This window comes from Burkholderia sp. AU6039 (assembly GCF_002223365.1).
Lineage (GTDB): Bacteria > Pseudomonadota > Gammaproteobacteria > Burkholderiales > Burkholderiaceae > Burkholderia.
On sequence record NZ_NKFK01000006.1, the window covers coordinates 208239 to 233826 of the forward strand.

Sequence of the window (25588 nt, forward strand, 5' to 3'; positions counted from 1 at the left end):
TCGAGGAAAGTCGATGACCGACATCACGGACCACGCGCGCGGCGCATTGCGCGCGCAACCGTTCAGCATGCTGCTGGGCACGGAGCTGATGCATATCGGCGACAACGAAGTGTCGCTGTGCCTGCCCGTGCGCGAGGAACTGCGGCAGCAGCACGGTTTCGTGCACGGCGGCGTCATCAGCTACCTCGCGGACAACGCGCTGACGTTCGCCGGCGCGCTCGTGCTCGGCCCGCGCGTGATCACCGCGGAATACAAGATCAATTACCTGCGGCCGGCCGTGAACGGCACGCTCGTCGCCCGCGCGAAGCTCGTCTACGCGGGGCGGCACCAGGCGACCTGCCAGTGTCATGTGTTCGTCATCGACGGCGATCACGAGCGGCTCGTCGCGATCGCGCAGGGCACGATCAACCGCGTCGGCGACGGCAAGATGCCGGATGCGCCGGAGGAAACGGCGTGAGCGGCCGGCAGCCGATTTCGCGCTAACCCGCCCCGTCCCCCGCCAACGGCAAAAACCGCGGCGCCACGCGCGCCCGCACGTTACCGTTCTCATCCGTCCGATAGATCCCGCGCGCCGCGTTGTGCGGATGCACGGCCGCATCGGCCACGCTCAACAGCGGCGCGAAACACGCATCGGTGCCTTCGAGCAGCGTGCGCCAGTATGCGGACGGTTGCTGCGCGAACACGTCCGCGAAACGCGCCTTCAGCGCGGGCCAGCGCGCGCGGTCGTACTGCGACGCCGGATCGACGTCGTTCAGCCCGAGCCGTTCGACCAGCAGCGCATAGAACGGCGGCTCGAGCGCGCCGATCGTCACGCATTCACCATCCGCGCAGCGATACACGTCGTAGAACGGCGCGTCATGAAAGAGGCTCGGCTGCGCGCCGTCGAGCTGCCCGTTCGCGCGCGCCCACAGCGCGAGCGAGCCGAGCATCGACACGATGTCGACGATCGCGCCGTCGACCACGCGCCCCGGCCCGCCACCGCGCACGTCGAACAGCGCGCAGACGATCCCGAACGCGAGCCCGAGCGCGCCGCCAGCATCACCGACGACGGTCGGCGGCAACCCCGGCCGGCCGTCGCGCGGCGCGGACAGCGACAGCAGTCCCGTCAGCGCGACGTAGTTCAGGTCGTGTCCGGCCGCGGCCGCGAGCGGGCCGTGCTGGCCCCAGCCGGTCATCCGCCCGTACACGAGCGTCGGCTTGCGGCGTGCGCAATCGTCGGGCCCGAGGCCGAGCCGCTCCATCACGCCGGGCCGCAGCCCCTCGATCAGCGCATCGGCCTGCGCGACCAGGTCGAGCGCGGCGTCGCGGCCGGCCGGCGACTTCAGGTCGAGTTCGACGATCGTCTTGCCTTCGCGCAGCAGGTCGCCGTCGCGGGCCTGCAACGCGTCCGGCGCGCTCGTGCGGCCGGACGGACGGGCGATCAGTGTGAGCCGCGCGCCCATCCCGGCGAGCATCCAGCCCGCGAGCGGGCCGGGGCCGAGACCTTCGAATTCGACGATGTGGATGCCGGAAAGCGGCGCATCGAGCGGCATACGATTCTCCTGTCTGTGTCGCGTATCGCGACGGTCTCCGATGCCATACGCCTCGCATCGGATCGCCCCCGTCACGCGGGCGTCAACGCGTCAAATGAAAAATCCCTGCGTCGCGGGGTCCGCTTCGCAGGGATCGGGGCAAGCCGCGCGCATTCCGGCTGCCTTGCCGGAACCGGCCACGCTCAGAACGCGTCGCCCGGCACCCTCACCCAGCCTTCCATCAACACGCGCGCACTGCGGCTCATGATCGCCTTGGTGACGGTCCACTCGCCGTTCTCGAGCTGCGCTTCCGCGCCGACGCGCAGCGTGCCCGACGGATGCCCGAAGCGCACCGCGTTGCGTTCGCCGCCGCCCGCCGCCAGGTTGACGAGCGTGCCGGGGATCGCCGCGGCCGTGCCGATCGCGACCGCCGCCGTGCCCATCATCGCGTGGTGCAGCTTGCCCATCGACATCGCACGCACCAGCAGGTCGACGTCACCCGCGTTCACGCGCTTGCCGCTCGATGCGACGTAGTCGGCCGGCTTCGCGACGAACGCGATCTTCGGCGTGTGCTGCCGCGTCGCGATTTCATCGAGCGTGTCGATCAGGCCCATGCGCAGCGCGCCGTGCGCACGAATCGTCTCGAACTTCTCGAGCGCCTTCGCATCGCCGTTGATCGCGTCCTGCAGCTCGGTGCCCGTATAGCCGATCGCTTCCGCTTCGACGAAGATCGTCGGAATGCCCGCGTTGATCATCGTCGCCTTCAGCGTGCCGACGCCCGGCACCGCGAGATCGTCGACGAGGTTGCCGGTCGGGAACATCGACCCGCCCGCGCCTTCTTCCTCGGCGGCCGGGTCCATGAACTCGAGCTGCACTTCGGCCGCCGGGAACGTGACGCCGTCCAGCTCGAAATCGCCCGTCTCCTGCACCGCGCCGTTCGTCACCGGCACATGCGCGACGATCGTCTTGCCGATGTTCGCCTGCCAGATCCGCACGGTCGCGACGCCGTCGCGCGGCACGCGCGCCGGATCGACGAGCCCGCCGCTGATCGCGAACGGGCCGACCGCCGCCGACAGGTTGCCGCAGTTGCCGGTCCAGTCGACGAACGCCTTGTCGATCGACACCTGGCCGAACAGGTAGTCGACGTCGTGGCCGGGCCGCGCGCTCTTCGACACGATCACCGTCTTGCTGGTGGACGACGTCGCGCCGCCCATCCCGTCGATCTGCTTGCCGTACGGATCGGGGCTGCCGATCACGCGCAGCAGCAGCGCGTCGCGCGCGGCGCCCGGCGCCTGCGCGGCGTCCGGCAGGTCCTGCAGCCGGAAGAACACGCCCTTGCTGGTGCCGCCGCGCATGTAGGTCGCGGGAATCCTGATTTGAGGAGTGTGAGCCATGTGTGCGTTATCCCTGTGTGACCGATCAAGCCGCCTGCGACGATTCGAGGAAGTCCTGCGCGAAGCGCTGCAGCACGCCGCCCGCTTCGTAGATCGACACTTCCTCGGCCGTATCGAGCCGGCACGTCATCGGCACCTCGACGCGCTCGCCGTTCTTGCGATGAATCACGAGCGTCAGGTCGGCGCGCGGCGTGCGCTCGCCGATCACGTCGAAGGTCTCGGTGCCGTCGATGCCGAGCGTCGTCCGGTTGGTACCCGGCTTGAACTCGAGCGGCAGCACGCCCATGCCGATCAGGTTCGTGCGGTGGATCCGCTCGAAGCCTTCGGCGGCGATCGCCTCGACACCCGCGAGCCGTACGCCCTTCGCCGCCCAGTCGCGCGACGAGCCCTGGCCGTAGTCGGCGCCGGCGATCACGATCAGCGGCTGCTTGCGATTCATGTACGTCTCGATCGCCTCCCACATCCGCATGACCTTGCCGTCCGGCTCGACGCGCGCGAGCGAGCCCTTCTTCACCGCGCCGTCGACGATCGCCATCTCGTTGATCAGCGTCGGGTTCGCGAAGGTCGCGCGCTGCGCGGTCAGGTGGTCGCCCCGGTGCGTCGCGTACGAGTTGAAGTCTTCTTCCGGCAGGCCCATCTTCGCGAGATATTCGCCGGCCGCGCTATCCAGCAGGATCGCGTTCGACGGCGACAGGTGGTCGGTCGTGATGTTGTCGCCGAGCACCGCGAGCGGGCGCATGCCTTGCAGCGTGCGCTCGCCGGCCAGCGCGCCTTCCCAGTACGGCGGACGGCGGATGTACGTGCTCTGTGCGCGCCATTCATACAACGGTGCCGCGCGCTCGCCCGCATCGGCGCTACGCGCGAACATCGGTTCGTAGACCTTGCGGAACTGCTCGGGCTTCACGCTCGACGCGACGATCGCATCGATCTCCTCGTCGGTCGGCCAGATGTCCTTCAGCGTGACGGGCTGGCCGTCCTGGTCGTGGCCGAGCACGTCCTTCTCGATGTCGAAGCGGATCGTGCCGGCGATCGCGTACGCGACCACCAGCGGCGGCGATGCGAGGAACGCCTGCTTCGCATACGGGTGGATGCGGCCGTCGAAGTTGCGGTTGCCGGACAGCACGGCGGTCGCGTACAGGTCGCGATCGACGATCTTCTGCTGGATCTTCGGGTCGAGCGCGCCCGACATCCCGTTGCAGGTCGTGCATGCGAACGCGACGATGCCGAAGCCGAGCTTCTCGAGTTCGGGCAGCAGGTTCGCTTCTTCCAAGTACAGCTCGACCGCCTTCGAGCCGGGCGCGAGCGAGCTCTTCACCCACGGCTTGCGCGTGAGGCCGCGCGCGTTCGCGTTGCGGGCGAGCAGGGCCGCTGCGATCACGTTGCGCGGGTTGCTGGTGTTCGTGCAGCTCGTGATCGCGGCGATGATCACCGCGCCGTCGGGCATCTCGCCCGCCTTCTCTTCCCACTGGCCGGCGATCCCGCGCGCGGCGAGATCGGACGTCGGCAGCCGCTTGTGCGGGTTCGACGGGCCGGCCATGTTGCGCACGACGCTCGACAGGTCGAACGTCAGCGTGCGCTCGTATTGCGCATTGTTCAGCGTATCGGCCCACAGGCCGGCCGCCTTCGCGTAGGTCTCGACGAGCTTCACCTGCTCGTCGCTGCGGCCGGTGAGGCGCAGGTAGTCGGTCGTCTGGCCGTCGATGAAGAACATCGCGGCCGTCGCGCCGTATTCGGGCGCCATGTTCGAGATCGTCGCGCGATCGCCGAGCGTGAGACTCGCCGCGCCTTCACCGCGGAACTCCAGGTACGCGCCGACCACCTTTTCCTTGCGCAGGAATTCGGTCAGCGCGAGCACGACGTCGGTCGCGGTGATGCCGGGCTGGCGCTTGCCGGTCAGCTCGACGCCGACGATGTCGGGCAGGCGCATCCACGATGCGCGGCCGAGCATCACGTTCTCCGCTTCGAGGCCGCCGACGCCGATCGCGATCACGCCGAGCGCGTCGACGTGCGGCGTGTGGCTGTCGGTGCCGACGCAGGTGTCCGGATACGCGACGCCGTCTTGCGCCTGGATCACCGGCGACATCTTCTCGAGATTGATCTGGTGCATGATGCCGTTGCCCGGCGGGATCACGTCGACGTTCTCGAACGCCTTCTTGGTCCACTCGATGAAGTGGAAGCGATCCTCGTTGCGGCGATCCTCGATCGCGCGGTTCTTCGCGAACGCGTCCGGATCGAAGCCGCCGCATTCGACCGCGAGCGAGTGGTCGACGATCAGCTGCACGGGCACGACCGGGTTCACCTTGGCCGGGTCGCCGCCGCCGTCGGCGATCGCGTCGCGCAGGCCGGCGAGATCGACGAGCGCCGTCTGCCCGAGGATGTCGTGGCACACGACGCGCGCCGGGAACCACGGGAAATCACGTTCGCGCTTGCGCTCGATGATCTGCTTCAGCGAATCGGCAAGGATCGCCGGATCGCAGCGGCGCACGAGGTTTTCGGCGAGCACGCGCGACGTGTACGGCAGCGTGTCGTAGGCGCCGGGCGCGATCGCTTCGACCGCGGCACGCGCGTCGAAATAGTCCAGCGACGTGCCGGGCAGGGGTTTGCGGTTGGCGGTATTCATGGTGTGGGGAACTCGGGTATGGCGTCCGGCGCACGCCGGCCCCCGTCACGCGGGAGGCCGGCGTGCACGGTGGGCATGTCAGCGCTTTTCGATCGGCACGAACTGCAGGTCTTCCGGACCGGTGTAGTTCGCGCTCGGGCGGATGATCTTGTTGTCGATGCGCTGCTCCATGATGTGCGCGCTCCAGCCGGACGTGCGCGAGATCACGAACAGCGGCGTGAACATCGCGGTCGGCACGCCCATCATGTGATACGACACCGCGCTGAACCAGTCGAGGTTCGGGAACATCTTCTTCGCGTCCCACATCACCGATTCGAGGCGTTCGGCGATGTTGTACAGCTTCAGGTCGCCCGCTTCCTTCGACAGCTTGTGCGCGACGCCCTTGATCACCTTGTTGCGCGGATCGGAGATCGTGTAGACCGGGTGGCCGAAGCCGATCACGACTTCCTTGTTCTCGACGCGGCGGCGGATGTCGGCTTCGGCGTCGTCCGGCGAGCTGTAGCGGCTCTGGATTTCATACGCGACTTCGTTCGCGCCGCCATGCTTCGGCCCGCGCAGCGCGCCGATCGCGCCGGTGATCGCCGAGTAGATGTCCGAGCCCGTGCCCGCGATCACGCGGCCGGTGAACGTCGACGCGTTGAATTCGTGCTCCGCGTACAGGATCAGCGACGTGTGCATCGCCTCGACCCACGACTTCGACGGCGTCTTGCCGTGCAGCAGGTGCAGGAAGTGGCCGCCGATCGAGTCGTCGTCGGTTTCCGTCTCGATGCGCTTGCCGTTGTGCGAGAAGTGATACCAGTACAGCAGCATCGAGCCGAGCGATGCCATCAGGCGGTCGGCGATGTCGCGCGCGCCCGGCAGATTGTGGTCGTCCTTCTCCGGCAGCACGGTGCCGAGCACCGACACGCCCGTACGCATCACGTCCATCGGATGCGCGGACGCCGGGATCTGCTCGAGCGCCGCCTTCAACGCACTCGGCAGGCCGCGCAGCGCGCGCAGCTTGGTCTTGTACGCGGCCAGTTCGGTCAGGTTCGGCAGCGTGCCGTGAACGAGCAGGTGCGCGATTTCCTCGAATTCGCATGACTCGGCGACGTCGAGAATGTCGTAGCCGCGATAGTGCAGGTCGTTGCCGGTCTTGCCGACCGTGCACAGCGCCGTGTTGCCGGCCGTCACGCCCGACAGCGCCACCGACTTCTTCGGCTTGAATGCGCCTGCGGCGGCCGGTGCTGCTGCGTCTTTCGTCTCGCTCATGTTTCTGCTCTCCAATGTGTATCGGGGGGATCGGCTGTCGGCCGGACTTGGCGCTTCAGCGCTTAGTCCGGCCCCATGCTTCGCGGTCGGCCGGACTTGGCGCTTCAGCACCTGATGCGGCCCCATGCAAGGCTGTCGGTTGAACCGGCGCCACGGCACAAGGCCCGACCGATGCAAAGCTGTCGGCCGGACTCGGCGCTCCAGCACCTGGTCCAGCCCCATGCAACGCTCTCCGGAATCGTGTCCCGGCGCGCGGGCGCGTTACTTCTTGCCCTGCGCGAACAGCTCGTCGAGCTTGCGCTCGTATTCGTGATAACCGAGGAAGTCGTACAGCTCGGCACGCGTCTGCATCGTCTGCACGGCTTCCTTCTGCGTACCGTCGCGGCGCACCGTCTCGTAGAAGTTCAGCGCGGCCTTGTTCATCGCGCGATACGCGCCGCAGCAGTACAGCGCGATATCGACGTTCGCCTCGCGCAGCTCGTCGACCGTGAACAGCGGCGTCGAGCCGAATTCGGTCAGGTTCGCGAGGATCGGCACCTTCACGGCGGCCTTGAAACGGCGGTAGTCGTCGAGCGTCTTCATCGCTTCCGGGAAAATCATGTCCGCGCCGGCTTCGACATAGGCCACCGCGCGCTCGATCGCCGAGTCGATCCCTTCGGCGGCGGCGGCGTCGGTGCGCGCCATGATCACGAACTGGTCGTCCGTGCGCGCATCGACCGCTGCCTTGACGCGATCGACCATTTCCTCGATCGGCACGACTTCCTTGCCCGGACGGTGGCCGCAGCGCTTCTGGCCGACCTGGTCTTCCAGGTGCACGGCCGCGACGCCGGCCTTGATGAACGAGCGCACGGTGCGCGCGATGTTGAACGCGCCGCCCCAGCCGGTATCGATGTCGACCAGCAGTGGCAGGTCGGTCGCGTTGGTGATCCGGTTCGCGTCGATCAGCACGTCTTCCATCGTGCTGATGCCGAGGTCGGGGATCCCGAGCGAGTTCGCGGCGACGCCGCCACCCGACAGGTACACGGCCTTGAAGCCGACGGCCTGCGCCATCTTGGCTGCGTAGGCGGTGATCGCGCCGACCACCTGCAGCGGCTGCTCCGCCGCGACTGCCGCGCGGAATTTCGCGCCGGCGCTCTGAAGATGCGTATTGCTCATGAACGGCCTCCTGAAGGAACGACCATCAACAGCAAGGACCGGGCCAGCTCGCGCAACGTCGCTAACCCACTGATTCTTAAGCAACCGGCACGGGCGTCGAAGTGCCCGGCGATTTCAATTCAGCAATTTCATGTTTCAAAAATGAAATCGCGCGCGCATAATCGACCGCCATGGACCTCTCCTCGACCAAGCCCGTCGGCCCGGCCGATCGCGCGGCGCGCCCGCGCATCTGGGCGATGGGCATCAGCCGCCTGCGCGATCTGTTTCGCGAGATCGCCGGCGAATTCGACGAACGCGCCGACGTGCGCATCGTGACGCGCGCCTATGAGGATGCGCTCAGCGCGATCGCCGAAGCCGGCACCGCGCGGCCCGACGTGATCGTCGCGGCCGGCTCGAACGGCGGGTTCCTGAAGACACGTGCACAGGTGCCGGTGGTGGTCGTGTCGCCGACCGGTTTCGACGTGATGCAGGCGCTGGCACGCGCCCGGCGCGACGCATCGCGGATCGCGCTCGTCAGCGCCGGGGAAACGCCGCCCGAAGTGCGCCGCTTCGTCGCCGCGTATGGCCTCGACGTGCAGTTTGCGTCATATCAGTCCGCGCAGGAAGCGGAAGCCTGCGTGCACGACTTGCACGACCGCGGCATCGAGACGATCGTCGGCCCCGGCCTCGTCACCGATCTCGCGGCCAGCGCCGGCATGGGCGCGGTGTTCCTGTATTCGCACGCATCGGTACGCAAGGCCGTCGATACGGCACTCGAAGTCGCGTATGCGACGCATGCCGAGGCGTTCCGCCGCCAGCGGCTCGACAACCTGCTCCAGCACCTGCGCGATGGCGTGGTCGCGCTCGACGCACACGGCCGCGTCGAAGCGATCAACGAGCGGCTCGCGTCGGCGCTCGGGGTCGAACCCGCGGCGGCCGTCGGCCGCGCGCTCGTCGACCTCCGGCCCGAGCTGCGCACGCTGCGCGGCGAGGACGGTGACGCGCTCGCGACCGTGCGCGGCGTGCGCTACGTCGTGCATCGCGGGCCGCTCGTCGATCGCGGGGTCACGTCGGGCAGCGTGCTGACGTTCCAGGAATCGCGCGCGGTCGAACGGCTCGACCGCGCGCTGCGCTCGCAGCCCACCATGCAGCAGTTCGCCGCGCGCTATGCGCTCGACGACGTGGTCGGCGCATCGGCGCCGATGGCGCGCGTGCGCGATCTCGTGCGCCGCTACGCGAAATCCGACGCGACCGTGCTCGTGCTCGGCGAAAGCGGCACCGGCAAGGAAATGATCGCGCAAAGCCTGCACGCGCTGTCCGCGCGGCGCAGCTACCCGTTCGTCGCGGTCAACTGCGGCGCGTTTCCGGAGGCGCTGCTCGAGAGCGAGCTGTTCGGCTATGAGGAAGGCGCGTTCACCGGTGCGCGGCGCGGCGGCAAGACCGGCCTGTTCGAAGCCGCGCACCGCGGCACGCTGTTTCTCGACGAGATCGGCGAGATGCCGCCGTCGCTGCAGAGCCGGCTGCTGCGCGTGCTGCAGGAGCGCGAGGTGATCCGCCTCGGCTCGACCGAGCCGATCCGCATCGACGTGCGCGTGATCGCCGCGACGCACCGTCCGCTGCTCGCGGCCGTCGAGGCCGGCACGTTCCGCGCGGATCTCTATTACCGGCTCAACATCCTGAATGTCGGCCTGCCGCCGCTGCGCGAGCGCGCCGCCGACATCCCCGCACTCGCGGCCACGCTGCTCGTGCAGGCCGCACGACGCGAGCCGCGCCTCGCCGAACGTCTGCGCGACGCCGCCGATGCCACACGCGTGCTCGGCGTAACGCAGGCTGCGCTCGTACGCTACCGGTGGCCCGGCAACGTGCGCGAACTGCAGAACGTGATCGAGCGGATCGCGGTGGAACTGGCCGAGGAAGCCGACGAAAGCGATCCGGCCGCCGCGTGCGGCGCGCTCGATCCCGACGCGCTGCAGGCGATCGCACCCGAGCTGTTCGCAGCACCACCCGATGCGGCCGACAGCGACGATGCGCAGACACTGCACGCGCGCCGCCGTCGCGCGGAGGCCGACGAGATCCGCGCGGTGCTCGACGCATGCGGCGGCGACCGCGACCGCGCGTGCGCGATGCTCGGCATCAGCAAGACGACGCTGTGGCGGAAGCTGTCGGTGAAATAACCAGGGCGGTTGTCGTGCAGTGAACGGGCCGACCGTCAGTCGGCCTTGTGATAGTGGCGATACGCCTTCGCGCGATTGCCGCACGACGACATCGAACACCAGCGGCGGCTGCCGTTCTTGCTGTCGTCGATGAACAGCCACTGGCAGGCGTCGTTCGCGCAACGCTTGACCTTCGCGAGCCGCGCGCCGCCGAGCAGGTCGATCGCCGACCACAATACCGGGCTCAGAAGCCCGGCCAGCGTCGCACGCGCCTCCCCGATCCGCCACGCATAGCCGCCATCGATGCGCGCCAGCGCGACGCGCGGTGCCGCTTCCGTCAGGAAGCCGCCGAGCAGCGCGAGATCGTCCGCCTGCGGCTCGCGCTGTTCGGCCTGCGCAAGAAAGAGCCGATACAGCGCCTCGCGCAACGCGAGCGCGTGCGCGAGCATCGCCGGCTCCCCTTCTTCTTCGCCGTGCGCACGACACGCTTCCGCCAGGCCGGCCGGCACGCTTGCCTGGTCGCGACACCACGCCAGCAGGTCGTCGATCGTGCCGAAGGTTTCGGTCGGCGGATCGCTGCCGCGCCAGTACAGCGTGTTCGCGAAATCGATGCTCAGGGTTTCGGGCGGCGCCGGAATCAGGCAGTCCATCGTGACGGAAGGTTGCGTATCGCTCATGCCCGGATCGTATCTAACCACCATGCCGGTTGACAAGCCCGCGGGCGCTTCCTAACATAACCGGCATGGTAGTTATAAAAGGTTTGCTGCACTGACACCCGCCTCAGTCCAAGGAGCCACAGATGATCGATCGTCTTTTGTCCGGCGTTATCCACAACAACCGCAGCCGCGCGTTCTACGACAGCACACTCGGCACACTCCGCTACAAGCGGCTGGCATGGTGGTTATAAGCAGGCTTGCCGCACTGACGTCCCTCTTCAGTCCAAGGAGCCGCACATGATCGATCACCTTTCGTTCGGCGTTGCACACGTCGGCCGCAGCCGAGCCTTCTACGACAGCACGCTCGGCGCGCTCGGCTACAAACGGCTGCATACCGACGACGAATCCATCGGGTACGGCGCAACCGAGCCGCAGCTGTGGTTGCAATATGCACCTCGCCCCGTCGCCCCTGATCCCGACTCGGGGATGCACCTGTCGTTCAAGGCCGCTTCGCCCGTCGAGGTCGACGCGTTCTACCGCGCCGCACTCGAGCACGGCGGCCAGGACAACGGCGGGCCCGGCAAGCGCGAACACTACGGCCCCGGCTACTACGCGGCGTTCGTCGTCGATCCCGACGGGTATCGGCTGGAAGCGCATTGCGAACTCGACAACATCGTGTGATCGCGCTCGCGTCACCAAAGACAAGGGCCCGATTCCGCGCAATGCGGAATCGGGCCCTTGCCATTGAACTGCCGGCGGCGGTCGTTCGACGGAATCGCCGGGTGCGGGGCTATCGCGCGTCGCGCGTACGCTGCAGTTGCTCGCCGAGTCCTTCGACACCGAGGCGCACCGTCTGGCCGGCCTTCAGGAATACCGGCGACGGCTTGATGCCCATGCCGACGCCCGGCGGCGTGCCGGTCGTGATCACGTCGCCCGGCTGCAGCGTCATGCAGCGCGACAGATAGGCGATCAGCTGCGCGACGGTGAACACCATCGTGCGCGTGTTGCCGTTCTGATAACGGTGGCCGTCGATTTCGAGCCACAGGTCGAGACGCTGCGGATCGGGCACCTCGTCGCGCGTGACGAGCCACGGACCGATCGGGCCGAACGTGTCGAAGCCCTTGCCCTTGTCCCACTGGCCGCCGCGTTCGATCTGCCATTCGCGCTCGGACACGTCGTTGACGACGCAGTAGCCCGCGACGTAATCGAGCGCGCGCGCTTCGTCGACGTCCTTGCAGGTCGCGCCGATCACGACACCCAGCTCGACTTCCCAGTCGGTCTTGACCGAGCCCTTCGGGATATCGATGCCGTCGTTCGGGCCGCAGATCGAGCTCGTCCACTTGCCGAACACGACCGGCTCCTTCGGCACCGGCATGCCGGCCTCGGCCGCGTGATCGGCGTAGTTCAGGCCGATGCCGATGAACTTGCCGACCTGCCCGACGCACGCGCCGATGCGCGGCTCGCCCGACACCAGCGGCAGCGTGGCCGGATCGATCGCGCGCAGCCGCGCGAGACCCGCGTCGGACAGCACATCGCCGGACAGGTCCGGCACCTGCGCGGACAGGTCGCGAATCCGGCCGTCCGCGTCGAGCATCCCGGGCTTTTCCTGGCCGGACGGGCCATAGCGAAGCAGTTTCATCGTGGTCAACCTCTGTTGTCGAATGGGACAGGATACCGGCCGACGCGGCCTTTCGCGGCCGCGCGCCGGACTGATTGTCGATCGTCGATTGCGCGCGTCGACGCCGCATCCGGCATACCGTCGACGCGCGAGGGTCGCGCGGGCGCAGCGATCGCGGCGCCGCACGGAAGTATGGCGCGCATCGAACGGGCGGCCGCCGGTCTGCGCATCGGCGACGACGGCCCGGCACCCGCGACATGGTCCGGCCGATACCGGCCGGCTTCACGCGCGGCCGCACCGTCGCTGGCCCGCCAGCCTTTGTACCATCGGCCGCGCGCCGTGAAATGACGCGCGACGGATACCGACTATTGGTGCGCCCGCCGGCGCTGCGGCGCAGCATCGCGGGCAGCGCCACCGCCCGATTTCCTTTCGAATGCCTTGAACCGGTGCCACCTGTCATGAATACCGGGTATTCGGGGCTTCCCTGTCATCCCGAACGGGAATCGATCCGTTCTTATCCGGTAACGATCGGTAAAAAGACGCTGCATTGCACACTAAATGTTTGTTGTTAAGCTCAAACGGATGGCGTTCGTCGCCACACGCGGGCGCGACACAAGCGTGTTGCAGAATCGGTCAGCGTGCGTCGCCAATCGATCGAAAGTAATCCCCCAACTTCACACCGACAATGCAAACAACCAACGACCTGCTTCCCGGCTGCGACGCACGGGAATCGATGGGCGCAATCGACCGCTATCGCGCACCCGCGCTCGACAAGGGTCTCGACATTCTCGAACTCCTGTCGGAGCAGAAAGAAGGCCTCACCCGCACTGAAATCACGAAGGAACTCGGCCGCAACGCGAGCGAAATCTACCGGATGCTCGAACGCCTCGTCGCGCGCCGCTACGTGATGCGCTCGACCGGCGGCGACCGCTACACGCTCAGCCTCAAGCTGTTCTCGCTCGCGCACCGCCATCCGCCGATGAGCCGGCTGATCGCCGAGGCGTTGCCGCCGATGCAGCGTTTCGCCGATGCCTCCGAGCAATCGTGTCACCTGTCCGTCTACGATCGCGGCAACCTGCTCGTGATCGCGCAGGTCGACGGGCCCGGCCCGTGGGGCGTGTCGGTCCGGCTCGGCTCGCGTGTCGGGCTCGTCGATACGGCATCGGGGCGCGTGATGCTGGCGTTCCAGGGTGCCGAGCAGCGCGCGCACATGCTCGCCGAGCATCGCAAGGTCAAGGGCGAAGCGCCATTGAACGAGCAGGAACTCGCGTATGCGTGCCAGTCCATCCGGCAGGACGGCTACCTGCGCGAGGACAGCCGCCAGGCGTACGGCGTGACCGACCTGAGCGCACCGATCCTCGGGCCGTCCGGCCATGCGATCGCGGTGCTGACCTGCCCGTACATGCGCCGGATCGATGCGCATATGGCGCCGTCCGTCGACACGGTCGTCGAAGGGGTGCGCGAGACGGCCGCCCATCTGTCGATGTGCCGCGACGAGACCTGCTGACGCGCGGGCCCGGCGGAGCGCACCGGGGGCGGCGCTATCGCGTTGCCCCCGGTCGCGCGCAACCCCTCTGCGGAGCGCAATGCACGGTGCCATATCGTGCGCCCACGGCGCTACGCTAAAATAGCGGCCCTCTCAAAAACTACGGCGGCCGGTTGTCGCGGCCGTCGTGTCCGATGGATGTCATGGCCAAACTTCTGAACGATCAAGAATTCCAGCGTTTCTCCGAACTTCAGCAGAAGCAGGCAAGCTTCACGATCACGCCCGAAGAGGCGGACGAGCTGCGCGATATCGTCGCGCGCGCGCAGAAGAAGCGCGACGATCGTACCGCTGCAATGCAGGCGATCGAGAGCTACATCGAGCAGTTCGACATCACGCCCGACGAACTCTTCTCGCCCGAGCAGATCGGCGACGCGGCCCGCACCTACGGGCTCATCACGGCGACCAAGAAGGAACGCACGCTGCCGCCGTCGATCACGTTCAACGGCAAGCCGTACCAGTGGACCAAGACGCTTCCGGACGACGTGCGCGGCGCGTTGTTCGAAGCGTTCACGTCCGGCGAATCGGTCAAGCGCTTCATCGCAATGCCGAAGGACACCGCGCGCTGTGCGCTGACGATCGCCCGCCTCGAGCGCGAAACCGGCGCCATCTATGCCGATCCGCACCTCGAGGAACTCGCGATTTCGCGCGACCAGGTGAACGACGCGGCGTCGAAACTCGCTGCCTGAATGTAGCCACGGGCACGGTTCATGCGTGCCCGCACCCCGCGTGACGCCGGCCCAGGCCGGCGTTGCGCTTGCGGGAGACGTGCATCCGGACGCTCCCGAAAAGCCTCACCTTTGCGTCCCGCAAGCGCTCACCCAACCCTCCCGAATAAGCTCACCCAGGCTCCTGGAGACCCTCACCCAAGCGTCCCGGATGTCCTCACCGACACTTCCCGCAGATCCTCACCCATGCGCCCCGGAAAGGCTCACCGGCGGCTCCCGAAGGTGCTCACCAGCCATTCCCGGGAAGGCTCACCGAGTGTTCCTGTATTGGCTCACCAAGCGCTCCCGTATCGACTCACCCCAACCTTCCCGGAGAAGCTCACCGACAGCTCCCGAAAAGTCTCACCTTTTGGGCAATTTCGAATTTTCGAAGGCGGAATGCGGCGGTAAATGCGTGCGGACACCTTGTCTGAAACAGCGCTGCGGGGCGGATATCGCGGCAAGCGGTACGCATCTCGCGGTGCCGGATCGGTGCCATTTGCGCGTCGACATTTCCGCTGCGAACAGGCGCCGACACTTTCTCGGTTGCTTCGCTCGCGACGCAGGCTCGAATGCTCTGCATTCCTGACCGGGAACATTCGGAACATGCCGGGAGGCCGGAGACATCCACCGCATGCAACGCCTCCGCGCGTCGGGCCGCCGACAGACGCTACGGCTGCAGCTTCATCCTGAAGCCCACGACGCCAGGCTCCTCCGTCGTCGACACAGCGAACCCGCACGCCTTCGCCAGCGAGATCATCGCCGTGTTCTCGCGCAGCGCCTCGCCGACCATCCAGGCGGTTCCGCGCGAGCGCGCGTAGTCGATGATGCGGGTCATCATCAGCCGGCCAAGCCCCTTGCCCTTCTGATCGGGTCGTACCGCGATCGCGAACTCCGCCGTCTCGTTGTCGGGATCGGCCACCGCGCGCGCCACCGCGAGTGTGTGGTCGCGCCCCGACACATCGGTGAACGACACGATGAAGGCCATCTCACGGTCGTAATCGATCTGCGTCATGCGCGCGACCTGCGAATGATCGAAGCTGCGCACCGCGCCGAAGAAACGCATCCGCAGATCCTCCGGCGTCATCGCACCGAGCAGTTCGTTGTGCGCGGCCTCGTCTTCCGGACGGATCGGGCGGATCGTCACCGTCTCGCCGCGCCACTCGAGCGTCTGCTCGAGGTGACGCGGATACGGCATGATCGCGAGCCGGCTGCGCCCCGCGGCCAGCGTGATGCGCGGCGCGATCACGTGCGCGCGGTCGGACAGCACGCGCAGCGTGACCGACATCGCAACGACTTCACGCACGTCGCAGACGACCTGCGACAGCGCCGTCAACGCATCGAGCGTCGGCTCGATGGGTGTGCTGCGTGCGTACGGCGAGCGCTCCATCACCGCGCGGGCTAGGACGGTGTTCAGCGGTGGCAGGCCATAGACGACGAACGGCGCCGATACGCCGTCCGCGGGCGGCACGGCATAGCGAAACACCGGGCCGAAGTTCGAATCGTCGTACATGTCGACGGTGACATCGACGACTTTCTTTCCGGCCGGCTCGACGGCAGGCTCGCCCTGCAGGCCAAAATGAGACAGCCAGCGCAGCGCGGCTTCGCCGGTCAGTTCATGCTGGCCGGCTTCGACCATCCGGCGCGCATCGGCCTGCGCGGATGCAACACACTCGGCCGGCTGCAGCGGCGTACCCTCGGGCGTTTGCATCAGCAGTTGCCGCCCGAGGTTGTAGTCGACGAGACGCGCATACGCGCGCGCGAGCCGCTGCGGCGTGGTGTGCACCGGAATGCCGTTCGCGTGCAGCGCATCGCGCGTCGCCGCATCGACCGCGCCGAAGAAACACGCGAGGATGCCGCGATGCGCGTACTGCCGTGATTCGATCAGCGTGTGCGCAACCGCATCGGCCGGCGCGCTGTGGGAAGTCGAATGGACGACGAACAGCGTGCCCGTTTGCGGGAACGGCGCGAGCGCCTTGACCGCCGCGGCGAAATGCTCGGGGCGCGCATCGTCGCCCAGCGTCAGCGGATTGCCGGGCGATGCGAGATGCGGCAGCGCCGCCGACACCGCCGACGTGGCCGCGGGCGACCAGTCGGTCAGCACGTCGCGCACCTCGGCCACCGCATCGACCGCGAGTTTCGCGACCCCCGCATCGCTCGTCACGAGCGTGGCCGCGCCGCGCGCCGTGACGCGGCCGACGCCGAGCGTCTCGATCTCGTCGAGCAGATCGTCGAGCGCATCCACCCGCACCATCCCCGCGCGCTGGAACGCCGCCGTATAGAGCGCGTCGCCGGGATCGGCGCGGCCGGTGCGCAATGCGAGCACCGGCTTGTTGCGTGCGGCCGCGCGCGCGGCCGACATGAACTTGCGCGCGGCGCGCACGGTATCGAGTTCGAGCAGGATCGCGCGCGTGCCGGGATCGCTCGCGAGATAGTCGAGCACGTCGCCCGCATCGACGTCGGACTCGCCGCCGAGCGCGACGACGTGCGAAAAGCCGAGGCCCCGTGCATCGGCCCAGCCGAGCACCGCGTTCGTCAGCGCGTTCGATTGCGACACCCATGCGACGCCGCCCGATCGTGCCGTGTAGGCCGGCGCGCCGAAATGCGCGTGCCGTGCGGGCGACAGCACGCCGAGGCTGCCCGGCCCGACGATACGGAGCACGAACGGCTTCGCCGCCTTCAGCGTGCGATCGAGCGCGGTGCGATCGGCATCGGTGCGCGCCTCGCCGACGATCACCGCAACGCGCGTGCCGAGCTCGCCGAGCTTGCGCACGATGCCGGCCCAGGTCGCGGGCGGCGTGCAGATCACGGCCACCGACGGCGGCGCGGGCAACCGGTCGACATCGGCAACGACCGGATGCCCGTGCAGCTCACGATACTTCGGATTGACGGGCCACACGGGCCCCTCGAATCCACCGTCGAGCACGCGCGACCACACCATCGCGCCGATACTGCCCGCGCGCGACGACGCGCCGACGACCGCAACGGACTTGGGCTGGAACAACGCATCGAGATGGCGAACGGTCACATCGGCTCCCTGCGGTAACGAAAGACGACCCGATCGGCATGCGGCACGGGCAGGCCATACGCCGATCGACGCGAACCCCAAGCATAGGCGAAGCGCATGCGGCTGCCTATATGCCGAACGGCCGACTGTTCGACCCACGTCAACGCTCGCATCATGGGCCTGCAACACCAGTACGGAAGCCCTCGCCGCACGCCGGCCGAGCACATCCGCCCGGCGCACACGGTGCAGGCGTGCAGCGCGACGCTGCGTCCGCTTCGTCAAAGGTGAGGATTTACAGGAGCCATGGTGAGACTCTTCGGGAATTGCACGGCGCCACGCGCCAACACGCGAAAGGTGATCGGAATTCGCAGCATGCGTGCACCACGAGAATGGCGCAGGCCAATGCGCATGCGCTGCGCAATTGCGCGGCTGTTTACCGGAATTCGCCGCGATATCCCGGCGAATCGCAGCGAATTCGCAAAACGGGATCCGTTAATTGCGCGGCGTCGCAGTTCAATACGCCGTCGGGAATCGCGCCGGAAATGCGCAAAAACAAAACGGTGCGACGGCCGCATGGCCGTTCGCACCGTCAGTCAGTACGCGAAAGGTGAGGTTTTTCGGGAGTCAGTCCTTGATCAGGAAACGCTCGCGATTCTTGCCGAGCCAGGTCGGCGAGCGCCCGCGGCCACTCCAGGTTTCCCCCGTCTTCGGATTCAAATATTTCGGCGGCGACACGCGCTTCGGCTTGGCTGCGCCAGCGGCCGCGCCTACCGGACGAAACCCGAGCTCTTCCGGCGTAATGTCGTATTCCTCGATTTTCGCGCGGATATCGGCAATCGCATCGGCAATCGCCTTTTCACGTTCCTTGTCGATCTTTTGCTGAAGCCGTTCGAGCTGCGCGGTCAGTTGCCTGTAGGTCGCCATATGGATGGGACTCCGTGAGTGTTATTCGTGAAAAATAGATGACGCTCAGCCAACAGAAAAACGCTTCGCCCGATCGTGGTCGCCTCAGCCGGTTATCTCGGGATCAATAACCGCTCTTTTTCTTGCACGCGAAGAGAAGATTTCGCGTGGCGTCATCGCTCGATTGCTGAATCACTTCGAAATCGCCGTTGCAGATCGCCCGCGCGTTGTCCGTGCAATTGCTCCAGTCGCTACCGGTGCATTGCACCTGGGTAGTCGGACGCCCATCCGAAGTGAACAGCGGCGCGCTGCCGCCACACCCGCCGAGCCCTGCAACCAGAGCCAAGACAACGGCCGCCCGAGGCCACCGACAGACCGACGCAAGCATGTGTTTCATTGTTGTTCCCGTCAACCTTTTTTTGAATGTCGCGAGTATGCCATGCGCGGCCCTTCGGCCGTCAGTTCGGCGTACGGCCGGGTTGCCCGCGCGCCTTGTACGGCAAGCGCTTGCGTGGATCGTCGGTGATGCGAACGAACACCTGCTCGACGTCCGGAAGCGCCTCGAGTTCGCGCTGCAACGCCGGCTGATCGAACGCCGTGTCCGCACATCCTTCGACGTAAATGAAACGTCGCTGCACGGTGATCCACAGGCTCGTGCCATGCAGCCGATCGGAGCCGGCGAAGTGCGCCTTCACGGCGTCGGCGATCGGTGCGTCATACATATAGGAATTCGGCTTCGTGCAGCGATGCGCGAGCCAGCAGGTGGTGCCGCGTTCGGCGCGGTAATGCGCGTCGTCCGTCATCTCGGCCCGGGTCATCCACGGGCCGAGCGGCAACGGGCATTCGGCCACGTCCCGCGACAGCGCGATGAACGGATCGTTGTACCAGTTGCGCCGCGCCTCGGGCGCATCGGTGTCGCCCGACTGCGCGAACGCAGCGGTCGCCAGCAACATGGTCAGCCACCCTGCGATGCCGATCCGTTTCATCGTGATCTCCTGTTCGATGCTTCACGTCCGAGCGTGTTGGCTTGGCCGTCTGGCTTACCGGTCGATGCCCAGCGCCGCCAGTTTCTTGTACAGCGTCGCGCGGCCGATCCCGATGCGCGCGGCCGCTTCCACCACCTTCCCGTCGCAGGCCGCCAGCGCATCGGTCAGGAACTGGCGCTCCCACGCCGCCAATGCATCGGCATACGAAGCGGCCGGCGCAGCAGGCCGCTCGCCCGCGCGCCGTTCGGCCGGTGCCACGGCCAGCGGCTGCGCCGGTGCGGCCCCGTCCGTCGAGACGCGCACCGGCCCAAGGAACGGCGCGAGCGCGCGCGCATCGATCACCGACCGGTCCGACAGCATCAGCGCGCGTTCGAGCGTATTGCGCAACTCGCGCACGTTGCCCGGCCACGGATACGCACACAGCATCCGCAGCGCATCGTCGGTCAGCTCGCAATGGGCGGCGCGCCCGTGCTGCGCGGCCAGCTCCTCGAGCGTCGCGTAGACTAGCGCCGCGATGTCGGACGCGCGCGCGCGCAGCGGCGGCGCGTGGATCGTCAGCACGTTCAGCCGGTAATAGAGATCCGCGCGAAAACGCCCGGCCGCGACCAGCGCCGGCAGGTCGGCGCTCGTGGCCGCGATGATCCGGACGTCGGCGCGCACGATCCGGTTCGAGCCGACCGGCTCGAATTCCTTGTCCTGCAGCACGCGCAGCAGCTTGCCCTGCAGCGGCAGCGGCATGTCGCCGATCTCGTCGAGAAACAGCGTGCCGCGATCGGCCAGCTCGAACTTGCCGATGCGCCCCTTGCGATCGGCGCCCGTGTACGCGCCAGGCGCCGCGCCGAAAAATTCGGTTTCGAGCAGCGTGTCGGGAATCGCGGCGACGTTGACGGTCACGAGCGGCTGGAGCGCGCGCGCCGACGCCGCGTGAATCGCATGCGCAAGCAGTTCCTTGCCGGTGCCCGTCTCGCCGAGCAGCAGCACCGGCGAATCGACCTGCGCGGCGCGGCGCGCCTGGCGCTTGGTTTCGAGGCTCGCGGCGCTCGTGCCGACGAAGCTCGCGAACGTGTATTTCGCGCGGCGCGCCTGCGCGAGCGAACGCTGCGTCGCGATCAGCTGCTGCTGAAGCTGTGCGTAGCGGGAAAAGATCGGCGTAAGCGTCTTCAACTGGTCGAACAGCGCGAAGCCGATCGCGCCGACCGTCTCGCCGGCCTCGTTCTTCAGCGGCAGGCGCGTGACGACGAGCGGCTCGCGGCCCGTCTCCATGATGTCGAGCAGGATCGGCTGCCCGGTCGACACGACCTCGCGCATCAGGCTGTTCGGGATCACGGCCTCGCAGTCGAGGCCGACGGCCTGCTGCGGATCGGCGAAACCGAAGCGCGCCGCGTACCGCTCGTTCATCCACACGACGCGCGCATCGCGATCGACGACCACCGTGCCCGCGCTCGAATCCTCGAAGGTCCGGAACAGCGACTCGGCGGCGCGCCGCAGCACGTCGCCGTAGTTGACGGGCAGGCGGGCCCAGTCATTCATCATCGTGTCGTCGTCTCCGTGTATTTTTGGCCGACTGTCTCCGGAACGAGACGGATTATCTCACTCCGGAGACACGCCGCAATGCGTTGTCCAGGAAAGCCCTGCCCGATTCCACGGGCTGGCCGGACGGCCATTTCGTCTCCAGATGGAGACGTTTTATGTAGAATCCTCAGACAACGACCGGCGCGGGCCCGCCAGTCTCCGGCGGACCCATGTCCGGCGGCGCAATCCGGCCGATGGCACGAAACCTGCACGAACCTGAGCCGGTCCGCGGCGCGTCCCGCGATCGAACAACAACCAAAGCCATTAGGAGACTCCCTTGTCTTTCGTGATCGTCCTCGCCGCGCTGGCGTTCCTGATGTTTGCCGCGTATCGCGGCTACAGCGTGATCCTGTTCGCGCCCATCGCCGCGCTCGGCGCGGTGCTCCTGACCGAACCCGCCGCCGTCGCGCCGGTCTTCTCCGGCATCTTCATGGAGAAGATGGTCGGCTTCGTCAAGCTGTACTTCCCGGTGTTCATGCTCGGCGCGGTGTTCGGCAAGGTGATCGAACTCTCCGGGTTCTCCGAGTCGATCGTCCATGCGGCGATCCGCTACATCGGCCGCTCGCGCGCGAATGCGGTGATCGTCGCGGTGTGCGCGCTGCTCACCTATGGCGGCGTATCGCTGTTCGTCGTGGTGTTCGCGGTCTATCCGTTCGCGGCCGAACTCTATCGCCAGAGCAACATCCCGAAACGGCTGATGCCCGGCGCGATCGCGCTCGGCGCGTTCTCGTTCACGATGGATTCGCTGCCCGGCACGCCGCAGATCCAGAACATCATCCCGACCACGTTCTTCAAGACGACCGCCTGGGCCGCGCCGGTGCTCGGCACGATCGGCTCGCTGTTCATCATCGTCGTCGGCCTCACGTATCTCGAATGGCGCCGCCGTTCGGCGATGGCGAAGGGCGAAGGCTACGGCACGTCGCTCGTCAACGAGCCGGAGCGCGTCGAGACCACGTCGCTGCCGCATCCCGCGCTCGCGATCCTGCCGCTGATCCTGGTCGGCGTGTCGAACTTCGCGTTCACGAAGCTGATTCCGCAGTGGTACGGCGCCGCGTCGTACACGGTCGCGCCGGACGTGCTGCCCGGCGTGCACGCGCCGGTCACGACGTCGATCAAGACGGTCGTCGCGATCTGGTCGGTCGAGGCCGCGCTGCTGCTCGGCATCGTGCTGGTCGTGCTGACCGCATTCAAGCGCGTGAGCGGGCGCTTCGCGGCCGGTTCGAAGGCCGCCGTCGCCGGTGCGCTGCTCGCCGCGATGAACACCGCGTCGGAATACGGCTTCGGCGGCGTGATCGCCGCGCTGCCGGGCTTCCTCGTCGTCAGCGATGCACTGAAGAGCATCCCGAACCCGCTCGTCAACGCGGCCGTGTCGGTCAGCTCGCTCGCCGGTATCACGGGCTCGGCGTCGGGCGGCATGAGCATCGCGCTCGCCGCGATGTCGGACCTGTTCATCAAGGGTGCGCAAGCCGCCAATATCCCGCTGGACGTGCTGCACCGGGTCGTCGCGATGGCCAGCGGCGGCATGGACACGCTGCCGCACAACGGCGCGGTGATCACGCTGCTCGCGGTCACGGGCCTCACGCACCGCGAGTCGTATCGCGACATCTTCGCGGTCACGATCATCAAGACGCTCGCGGTGTTCTTCGTGATCGCCGTGTACTACACGACGGGGCTCGTGTAACACCCCAGCAGCGGCCCGTCTCCGGGCCGCCGCCCGCCGGCCGCGTCGATGCGGCCGGCCGCTCCTCCACTCCTCCCCCCTTTTGCCGCACGCCGCCCACACGCGCTCGCCGGCTCACTCATTGTTATCCGCAGCAGAACACTACGTTGGTCGCAGCGGCATTTTTCGCGCGTCGGGCGAGGCCTACACTGCTTTCAACGGTGACCGCATGCGATCGGCGCCGTCGAAAACCTGGAGGTATCCGCTCATGAACCCGCTCATCCGCACCATCGCCCTCGCCGCCGTCTTCGCCGCGCCGCTCGCCGCGCAGGCGCAAACCAGCCAGCCGCTCACGCGCGCCGAAGTTCATGCCGAAGTGGTTGCACTGAGAAAGGCCGGCTTCCAGCCGAGCGACTGGTTCTACCCGGCCAGCATTCAGGCCGCCGAGGCGAAGATCGCGCGGCAGCAGGGTGCACCGCGGGCCGCGGGCGCCGGCTACGGCAATCGCGGCACGTACTCCACGGGCCAATAGTCCGGTTTCGAATCCGCCGGCCGTGCGCGCATCACCGCCATGTTCGCGGCTCGCACCGCACGCACCGCACCGTACGCTCAGCGCGGCTCGATGCTCGCTTTCGCGTAGGACTCGCGTTCCAGTTCGAGTATTTCCGCGCTCAGCTGCAGGTGCGTGCCGGGCGGCGCAACGACGTGCCGCTTCAGTTCCGCCAGCACCTGCTCCGAAAATTCACGTTTGACGTCGGTCGTCCGGCCGCTCAGCACCGCGAGCTTCGCGTGGACGAACGCGCGCGGCGCCGGCGACGTGCCGACCGCGAATGTATCGAACCGCAGCGCGCGGCTCTTGATGTCGAGCTCGTTGAAATGACCGGACGCGGCAAGCGCGGCATTGAGCGCGCGCAAGGTCGCGCCGGCATCGAACCCGTCGAGGTTCGCGGAATATTCGAGCGTCAGGTGGGGCATGGTGTCGGTGGCCTCGTGGGTATCGGGACAAGCGCCGCAAGGCATCCCGACAGCCCACGCAGTGCCACCGGATCTATGCCTTGACCGGCTGGATCAGGCGCGCGCAGGCGCTTGCCTGCGGATCGCCGGCGGGCAGTTTCCCACAGATGCCGTCGAGCTGCTTCGCGATCGATTTGACCGATGCATCGTGCGCACCGCTGCCGCGCCACTGGTTCAACTGCGTGACGACCTTGGTCAGCGCGCGCAGGTTCGCGCCGTAGAACGCGTCGCGCGTCTTGTCGGCCTGCGCGAGCACGCTCGCGGCAATCCCTTCGATGCGCGCCGAATCGTCCGGCGCCAGTTGGACCGCATTCGCAAAGTAGGTCGCGCCCCAGCGCAGCTTCGTCGCCGGCCCGCTCGCCGAGTCATAGGCCTTGCGGTACCAGTCGAGCGCCGCGGCCTTGTCGCCGCGCGCCTTCGCATTCGCAGCCAGCCCGGACATGAAGTAGTACGGCGTGGACGAACGCGTCAGCTCGGTCTTCAGCAATGCATCCGACTCGTCGTACAGCCCCGCGTCGGTCAGCGTGTCGGCCCCTTCGCTGACGAGCGCCTGCCGCTCGTAGGCATTCGCAGCGCCCTGCACCGACGCGGCGATCTGCTTGCGCGCCGTGTCGGCCAGCGCCGGCGCGGCCAGCGGTGCCCCCTTGCGTGCATCGCCGCGCGCGAGCAGCACGCGGCCGTGCAGCGCCATCAGCCGGTCGATCGACGACAGCGTGGTATCGGTCGACAGGCGCGCGAGGGCCGTGTCATACGCGCCGCGCAATTTCGCGCGCGGCGCGTCGTCGCCGCCGAGATACGCGACCACGCGCGCGGGCGCCGCAACCAGCACGTCCGAGTCGGCGCGCGACAACACAGGATCCTGCAGCACCGTGCGCAACGAATCGGCAAGCGCCGCCTTGTCGAGCGCGCCGGCCTGCGCCGGATCGTCGGACGCAGCGACCACGGCCGACTTCAGCGCGAAGCGCGCCGATTCGGCCTTCGCGCCGGCCGCGCGTGCGCGTTGCGCGAGCGACTGCAGCGTCTCGGCGACGCGATCGGCCGCCACCGGCAGCGCACCGTCGGTATCCCACGAATAGTCGGCCAGCAGCCGCCATTCGTCCGGCGTCAGCGACGCACCATTCTTCAGCGCGGTCGCGAGCGTCTGCCGCACCGGATGCGCGGCCGTCATCCCGAGCGACAGCGCCTGCATGTAGCGATCGAGATCGGCTTCGCCCGGCAGCCGCGTCACTTCGGTGCCGTCGGGACGGAACAGGATCATCGTCGGATAACCGTGCACCTTGAAGCGCTCGCCGAGCTTCTGCGCGCTTTCGGTATCGCCGTCGAGATATACGGGCACGAAGAACGACGAGCGGGTCTTGAATGCCTGCTGGCTGAAGATCGTCGACTTCACCTGGTTGCACGACGGGCACCACACCGCGCCCCAGTAGAGCAGCAGCGGCTTGCCGGTGCGCTTCGCCAGCGCGAAGGCGGCGTCGACGTCGCCGTGCTGCCACGCGATGCCGGGCGGCAGGTGCGCGCCATCAGGCGCCGCGCTCGCCGCCGGGGCGCCCGTGGGCGTGGCAGCGGCAAGCGCCGCACCCGCGGCGGCGAGCAGGCAGGCGGCAGTCAGATTCCGGAGAGCAGTTTTCATCGAAGCGGGTCCGTTGAAAGAGACGGTTGCGGGAAGGTGCGGCGCGCGAAGCGATGGCTGGGAAGCAACAGCCATGAAGCGATGACGATGAAGCCTGCCGACGTGCAACGCCGCGCATGATCGTTTCGGAAAAACGCACGCCGGCCGAGGCAGCCGGCAAATCCTTCGACGATACGACGGGCACAGCCGGCAGAAAACGAACGAATTCTCGAATGAATATGACGCGCGG

21 protein-coding genes are annotated in these 25588 nt (G+C 67.6%); 7 read left to right on the forward strand and 14 right to left on the reverse strand.

Annotated features, from left to right (window positions below):
• Window positions 1-13 precede the first annotated feature (13 nt).
• Window positions 14-457 (forward strand): PaaI family thioesterase, encoded by a 444-nt coding sequence (locus tag CFB39_RS31265; protein ID WP_011353771.1) that lies wholly within the window; start codon window positions 14-16, stop codon window positions 455-457.
• A 22-nt stretch (window positions 458-479) separates the two neighbouring features.
• Here the strand turns inward: CFB39_RS31265 and CFB39_RS31270 are convergent, their stop codons facing one another.
• From CFB39_RS31270 to prpB, 5 genes are all read right to left on the reverse strand, one after another.
• On the reverse strand, window positions 480-1532 hold the full coding sequence (locus CFB39_RS31270; protein WP_089475842.1) for a CaiB/BaiF CoA-transferase family protein: 1053 nt from the start codon (window positions 1530-1532) through the stop codon (window positions 480-482).
• A gap of 182 nt (window positions 1533-1714) precedes the next feature.
• On the reverse strand, window positions 1715-2905 hold the full coding sequence (prpF, locus tag CFB39_RS31275) for a 2-methylaconitate cis-trans isomerase PrpF (RefSeq protein ID WP_069252700.1): 1191 nt from the start codon (window positions 2903-2905) through the stop codon (window positions 1715-1717).
• A 25-nt stretch (window positions 2906-2930) separates the two neighbouring features.
• Window positions 2931-5525 (reverse strand): Fe/S-dependent 2-methylisocitrate dehydratase AcnD, encoded by a 2595-nt coding sequence (acnD, locus tag CFB39_RS31280; RefSeq protein ID WP_089475843.1) that lies wholly within the window; start codon window positions 5523-5525, stop codon window positions 2931-2933.
• A 78-nt stretch (window positions 5526-5603) separates the two neighbouring features.
• Window positions 5604-6776 carry a 2-methylcitrate synthase gene (prpC, locus tag CFB39_RS31285; protein WP_089475844.1) on the reverse strand — a complete coding sequence of 391 codons (1173 nt, stop codon included), beginning with the start codon at window positions 6774-6776 and terminating at the stop codon, window positions 5604-5606.
• A 261-nt stretch (window positions 6777-7037) separates the two neighbouring features.
• A complete protein-coding gene (gene prpB / locus CFB39_RS31290) occupies window positions 7038-7931 on the reverse strand; it encodes a methylisocitrate lyase (protein ID WP_039349639.1) in 894 nt (297 codons plus the stop codon).
• Between the two features lie 170 nt (window positions 7932-8101).
• Here prpB and prpR point away from each other — a divergent pair, with 170 nt between their 5' ends.
• On the forward strand, window positions 8102-10084 hold the full coding sequence (gene prpR / locus CFB39_RS31295) for a propionate catabolism operon regulatory protein PrpR (RefSeq protein ID WP_089475845.1): 1983 nt from the start codon (window positions 8102-8104) through the stop codon (window positions 10082-10084).
• A gap of 35 nt (window positions 10085-10119) precedes the next feature.
• Here prpR and CFB39_RS31300 read toward each other — a convergent pair whose 3' ends face one another.
• Window positions 10120-10764 (reverse strand): ABATE domain-containing protein, encoded by a 645-nt coding sequence (locus CFB39_RS31300; RefSeq protein WP_089475846.1) that lies wholly within the window; start codon window positions 10762-10764, stop codon window positions 10120-10122.
• A gap of 252 nt (window positions 10765-11016) precedes the next feature.
• On the opposite strand from CFB39_RS31300, the gene CFB39_RS31305 reads away from it, so the two are divergent.
• A complete protein-coding gene (locus CFB39_RS31305) occupies window positions 11017-11400 on the forward strand; it encodes a VOC family protein (RefSeq protein ID WP_089428835.1) in 384 nt (127 codons plus the stop codon).
• A gap of 109 nt (window positions 11401-11509) precedes the next feature.
• Here CFB39_RS31305 and CFB39_RS31310 read toward each other — a convergent pair whose 3' ends face one another.
• Window positions 11510-12358 (reverse strand): ureidoglycolate lyase, encoded by an 849-nt coding sequence (locus CFB39_RS31310; RefSeq protein WP_089459184.1) that lies wholly within the window; start codon window positions 12356-12358, stop codon window positions 11510-11512.
• 664 nt (window positions 12359-13022) lie between these two features.
• On the opposite strand from CFB39_RS31310, the gene CFB39_RS31320 reads away from it, so the two are divergent.
• Both CFB39_RS31320 and CFB39_RS31325 read left to right on the forward strand, forming a co-directional pair.
• The gene (locus tag CFB39_RS31320) at window positions 13023-13844 is read left to right on the forward strand and encodes an IclR family transcriptional regulator (RefSeq protein WP_089433478.1); all 822 of its coding nucleotides are present in this window, start codon (window positions 13023-13025) and stop codon (window positions 13842-13844) included.
• A gap of 173 nt (window positions 13845-14017) precedes the next feature.
• Complete coding sequence (locus CFB39_RS31325) at window positions 14018-14569, forward strand: hypothetical protein (protein ID WP_089475847.1); 552 nt, start codon at window positions 14018-14020, stop codon at window positions 14567-14569.
• A gap of 688 nt (window positions 14570-15257) precedes the next feature.
• On the opposite strand, the gene CFB39_RS31330 is transcribed toward CFB39_RS31325, so the two are convergent.
• The 5 genes from CFB39_RS31330 to CFB39_RS31350 all read right to left on the reverse strand — a co-directional run bounded on the left by CFB39_RS31330 (window position 15258) and on the right by CFB39_RS31350 (window position 21016).
• Window positions 15258-17615: a GNAT family N-acetyltransferase gene (locus tag CFB39_RS31330; RefSeq protein WP_089475848.1), complete on the reverse strand. Its 2358-nt coding sequence runs from the start codon at window positions 17613-17615 to the stop codon at window positions 15258-15260.
• A gap of 603 nt (window positions 17616-18218) precedes the next feature.
• Window positions 18219-18518 (reverse strand): H-NS family nucleoid-associated regulatory protein, encoded by a 300-nt coding sequence (locus CFB39_RS31335; RefSeq protein ID WP_089475849.1) that lies wholly within the window; start codon window positions 18516-18518, stop codon window positions 18219-18221.
• A gap of 103 nt (window positions 18519-18621) precedes the next feature.
• The gene (locus CFB39_RS31340; RefSeq protein WP_081421152.1) at window positions 18622-18894 is read right to left on the reverse strand and encodes a hypothetical protein; all 273 of its coding nucleotides are present in this window, start codon (window positions 18892-18894) and stop codon (window positions 18622-18624) included.
• A gap of 61 nt (window positions 18895-18955) precedes the next feature.
• Window positions 18956-19483: a BON domain-containing protein gene (locus tag CFB39_RS31345; RefSeq protein WP_089433481.1), complete on the reverse strand. Its 528-nt coding sequence runs from the start codon at window positions 19481-19483 to the stop codon at window positions 18956-18958.
• Window positions 19484-19537: 54 nt separating this feature from the next.
• Window positions 19538-21016: a sigma-54-dependent Fis family transcriptional regulator gene (locus CFB39_RS31350; protein ID WP_089475850.1), complete on the reverse strand. Its 1479-nt coding sequence runs from the start codon at window positions 21014-21016 to the stop codon at window positions 19538-19540.
• A 316-nt stretch (window positions 21017-21332) separates the two neighbouring features.
• Here CFB39_RS31350 and CFB39_RS31355 point away from each other — a divergent pair, with 316 nt between their 5' ends.
• Together CFB39_RS31355 and CFB39_RS31360 are read left to right on the forward strand one after the other, a co-directional pair.
• Entirely contained in the window at window positions 21333-22736 is a 1404-nt protein-coding gene (locus CFB39_RS31355; RefSeq protein ID WP_089428826.1) for a GntP family permease, read from the forward strand.
• Window positions 22737-22983: 247 nt separating this feature from the next.
• Window positions 22984-23247 carry a DUF4148 domain-containing protein gene (locus CFB39_RS31360; protein WP_089433560.1) on the forward strand — a complete coding sequence of 88 codons (264 nt, stop codon included), beginning with the start codon at window positions 22984-22986 and terminating at the stop codon, window positions 23245-23247.
• Between the two features lie 77 nt (window positions 23248-23324).
• On the opposite strand, the gene CFB39_RS31365 is transcribed toward CFB39_RS31360, so the two are convergent.
• Both CFB39_RS31365 and CFB39_RS31370 read right to left on the reverse strand, forming a co-directional pair.
• Window positions 23325-23690 carry a 5-carboxymethyl-2-hydroxymuconate Delta-isomerase gene (locus CFB39_RS31365; RefSeq protein WP_046548726.1) on the reverse strand — a complete coding sequence of 122 codons (366 nt, stop codon included), beginning with the start codon at window positions 23688-23690 and terminating at the stop codon, window positions 23325-23327.
• A gap of 73 nt (window positions 23691-23763) precedes the next feature.
• Entirely contained in the window at window positions 23764-25359 is a 1596-nt protein-coding gene (locus CFB39_RS31370) for a thioredoxin family protein (protein WP_089475851.1), read from the reverse strand.
• Window positions 25360-25588 lie beyond the last annotated feature (229 nt).

Excerpts from the sequence above, each read along its gene's own strand:
- CFB39_RS31265 (WP_011353771.1), top strand. The coding sequence starts at position 14 with ATGACCGACATCACGGACCACGCGCGCGGCGCATTGCGCGCGCAACCG.
- CFB39_RS31270 (WP_089475842.1), bottom strand. The coding sequence starts at position 1,532 with ATGCCGCTCGATGCGCCGCTTTCCGGCATCCACATCGTCGAATTCGAA.
- prpF (WP_069252700.1), bottom strand. The coding sequence starts at position 2,905 with ATGGCTCACACTCCTCAAATCAGGATTCCCGCGACCTACATGCGCGGC.
- acnD (WP_089475843.1), bottom strand. The coding sequence starts at position 5,525 with ATGAATACCGCCAACCGCAAACCCCTGCCCGGCACGTCGCTGGACTAT.
- prpC (WP_089475844.1), bottom strand. The coding sequence starts at position 6,776 with ATGAGCGAGACGAAAGACGCAGCAGCACCGGCCGCCGCAGGCGCATTC.
- prpB (WP_039349639.1), bottom strand. The coding sequence starts at position 7,931 with ATGAGCAATACGCATCTTCAGAGCGCCGGCGCGAAATTCCGCGCGGCA.
- prpR (WP_089475845.1), top strand. The coding sequence starts at position 8,102 with ATGGACCTCTCCTCGACCAAGCCCGTCGGCCCGGCCGATCGCGCGGCG.
- CFB39_RS31300 (WP_089475846.1), bottom strand. The coding sequence starts at position 10,764 with ATGGTGGTTAGATACGATCCGGGCATGAGCGATACGCAACCTTCCGTC.
- CFB39_RS31305 (WP_089428835.1), top strand. The coding sequence starts at position 11,017 with ATGATCGATCACCTTTCGTTCGGCGTTGCACACGTCGGCCGCAGCCGA.
- CFB39_RS31310 (WP_089459184.1), bottom strand. The coding sequence starts at position 12,358 with ATGAAACTGCTTCGCTATGGCCCGTCCGGCCAGGAAAAGCCCGGGATG.
- CFB39_RS31320 (WP_089433478.1), top strand. The coding sequence starts at position 13,023 with ATGCAAACAACCAACGACCTGCTTCCCGGCTGCGACGCACGGGAATCG.
- CFB39_RS31325 (WP_089475847.1), top strand. The coding sequence starts at position 14,018 with ATGGATGTCATGGCCAAACTTCTGAACGATCAAGAATTCCAGCGTTTC.
- CFB39_RS31335 (WP_089475849.1), bottom strand. The coding sequence starts at position 18,518 with ATGGCGACCTACAGGCAACTGACCGCGCAGCTCGAACGGCTTCAGCAA.
- CFB39_RS31340 (WP_081421152.1), bottom strand. The coding sequence starts at position 18,894 with ATGAAACACATGCTTGCGTCGGTCTGTCGGTGGCCTCGGGCGGCCGTT.
- CFB39_RS31345 (WP_089433481.1), bottom strand. The coding sequence starts at position 19,483 with ATGAAACGGATCGGCATCGCAGGGTGGCTGACCATGTTGCTGGCGACC.
- CFB39_RS31350 (WP_089475850.1), bottom strand. The coding sequence starts at position 21,016 with ATGATGAATGACTGGGCCCGCCTGCCCGTCAACTACGGCGACGTGCTG.
- CFB39_RS31360 (WP_089433560.1), top strand. The coding sequence starts at position 22,984 with ATGAACCCGCTCATCCGCACCATCGCCCTCGCCGCCGTCTTCGCCGCG.
- CFB39_RS31365 (WP_046548726.1), bottom strand. The coding sequence starts at position 23,690 with ATGCCCCACCTGACGCTCGAATATTCCGCGAACCTCGACGGGTTCGAT.
- CFB39_RS31370 (WP_089475851.1), bottom strand. The coding sequence starts at position 25,359 with ATGAAAACTGCTCTCCGGAATCTGACTGCCGCCTGCCTGCTCGCCGCC.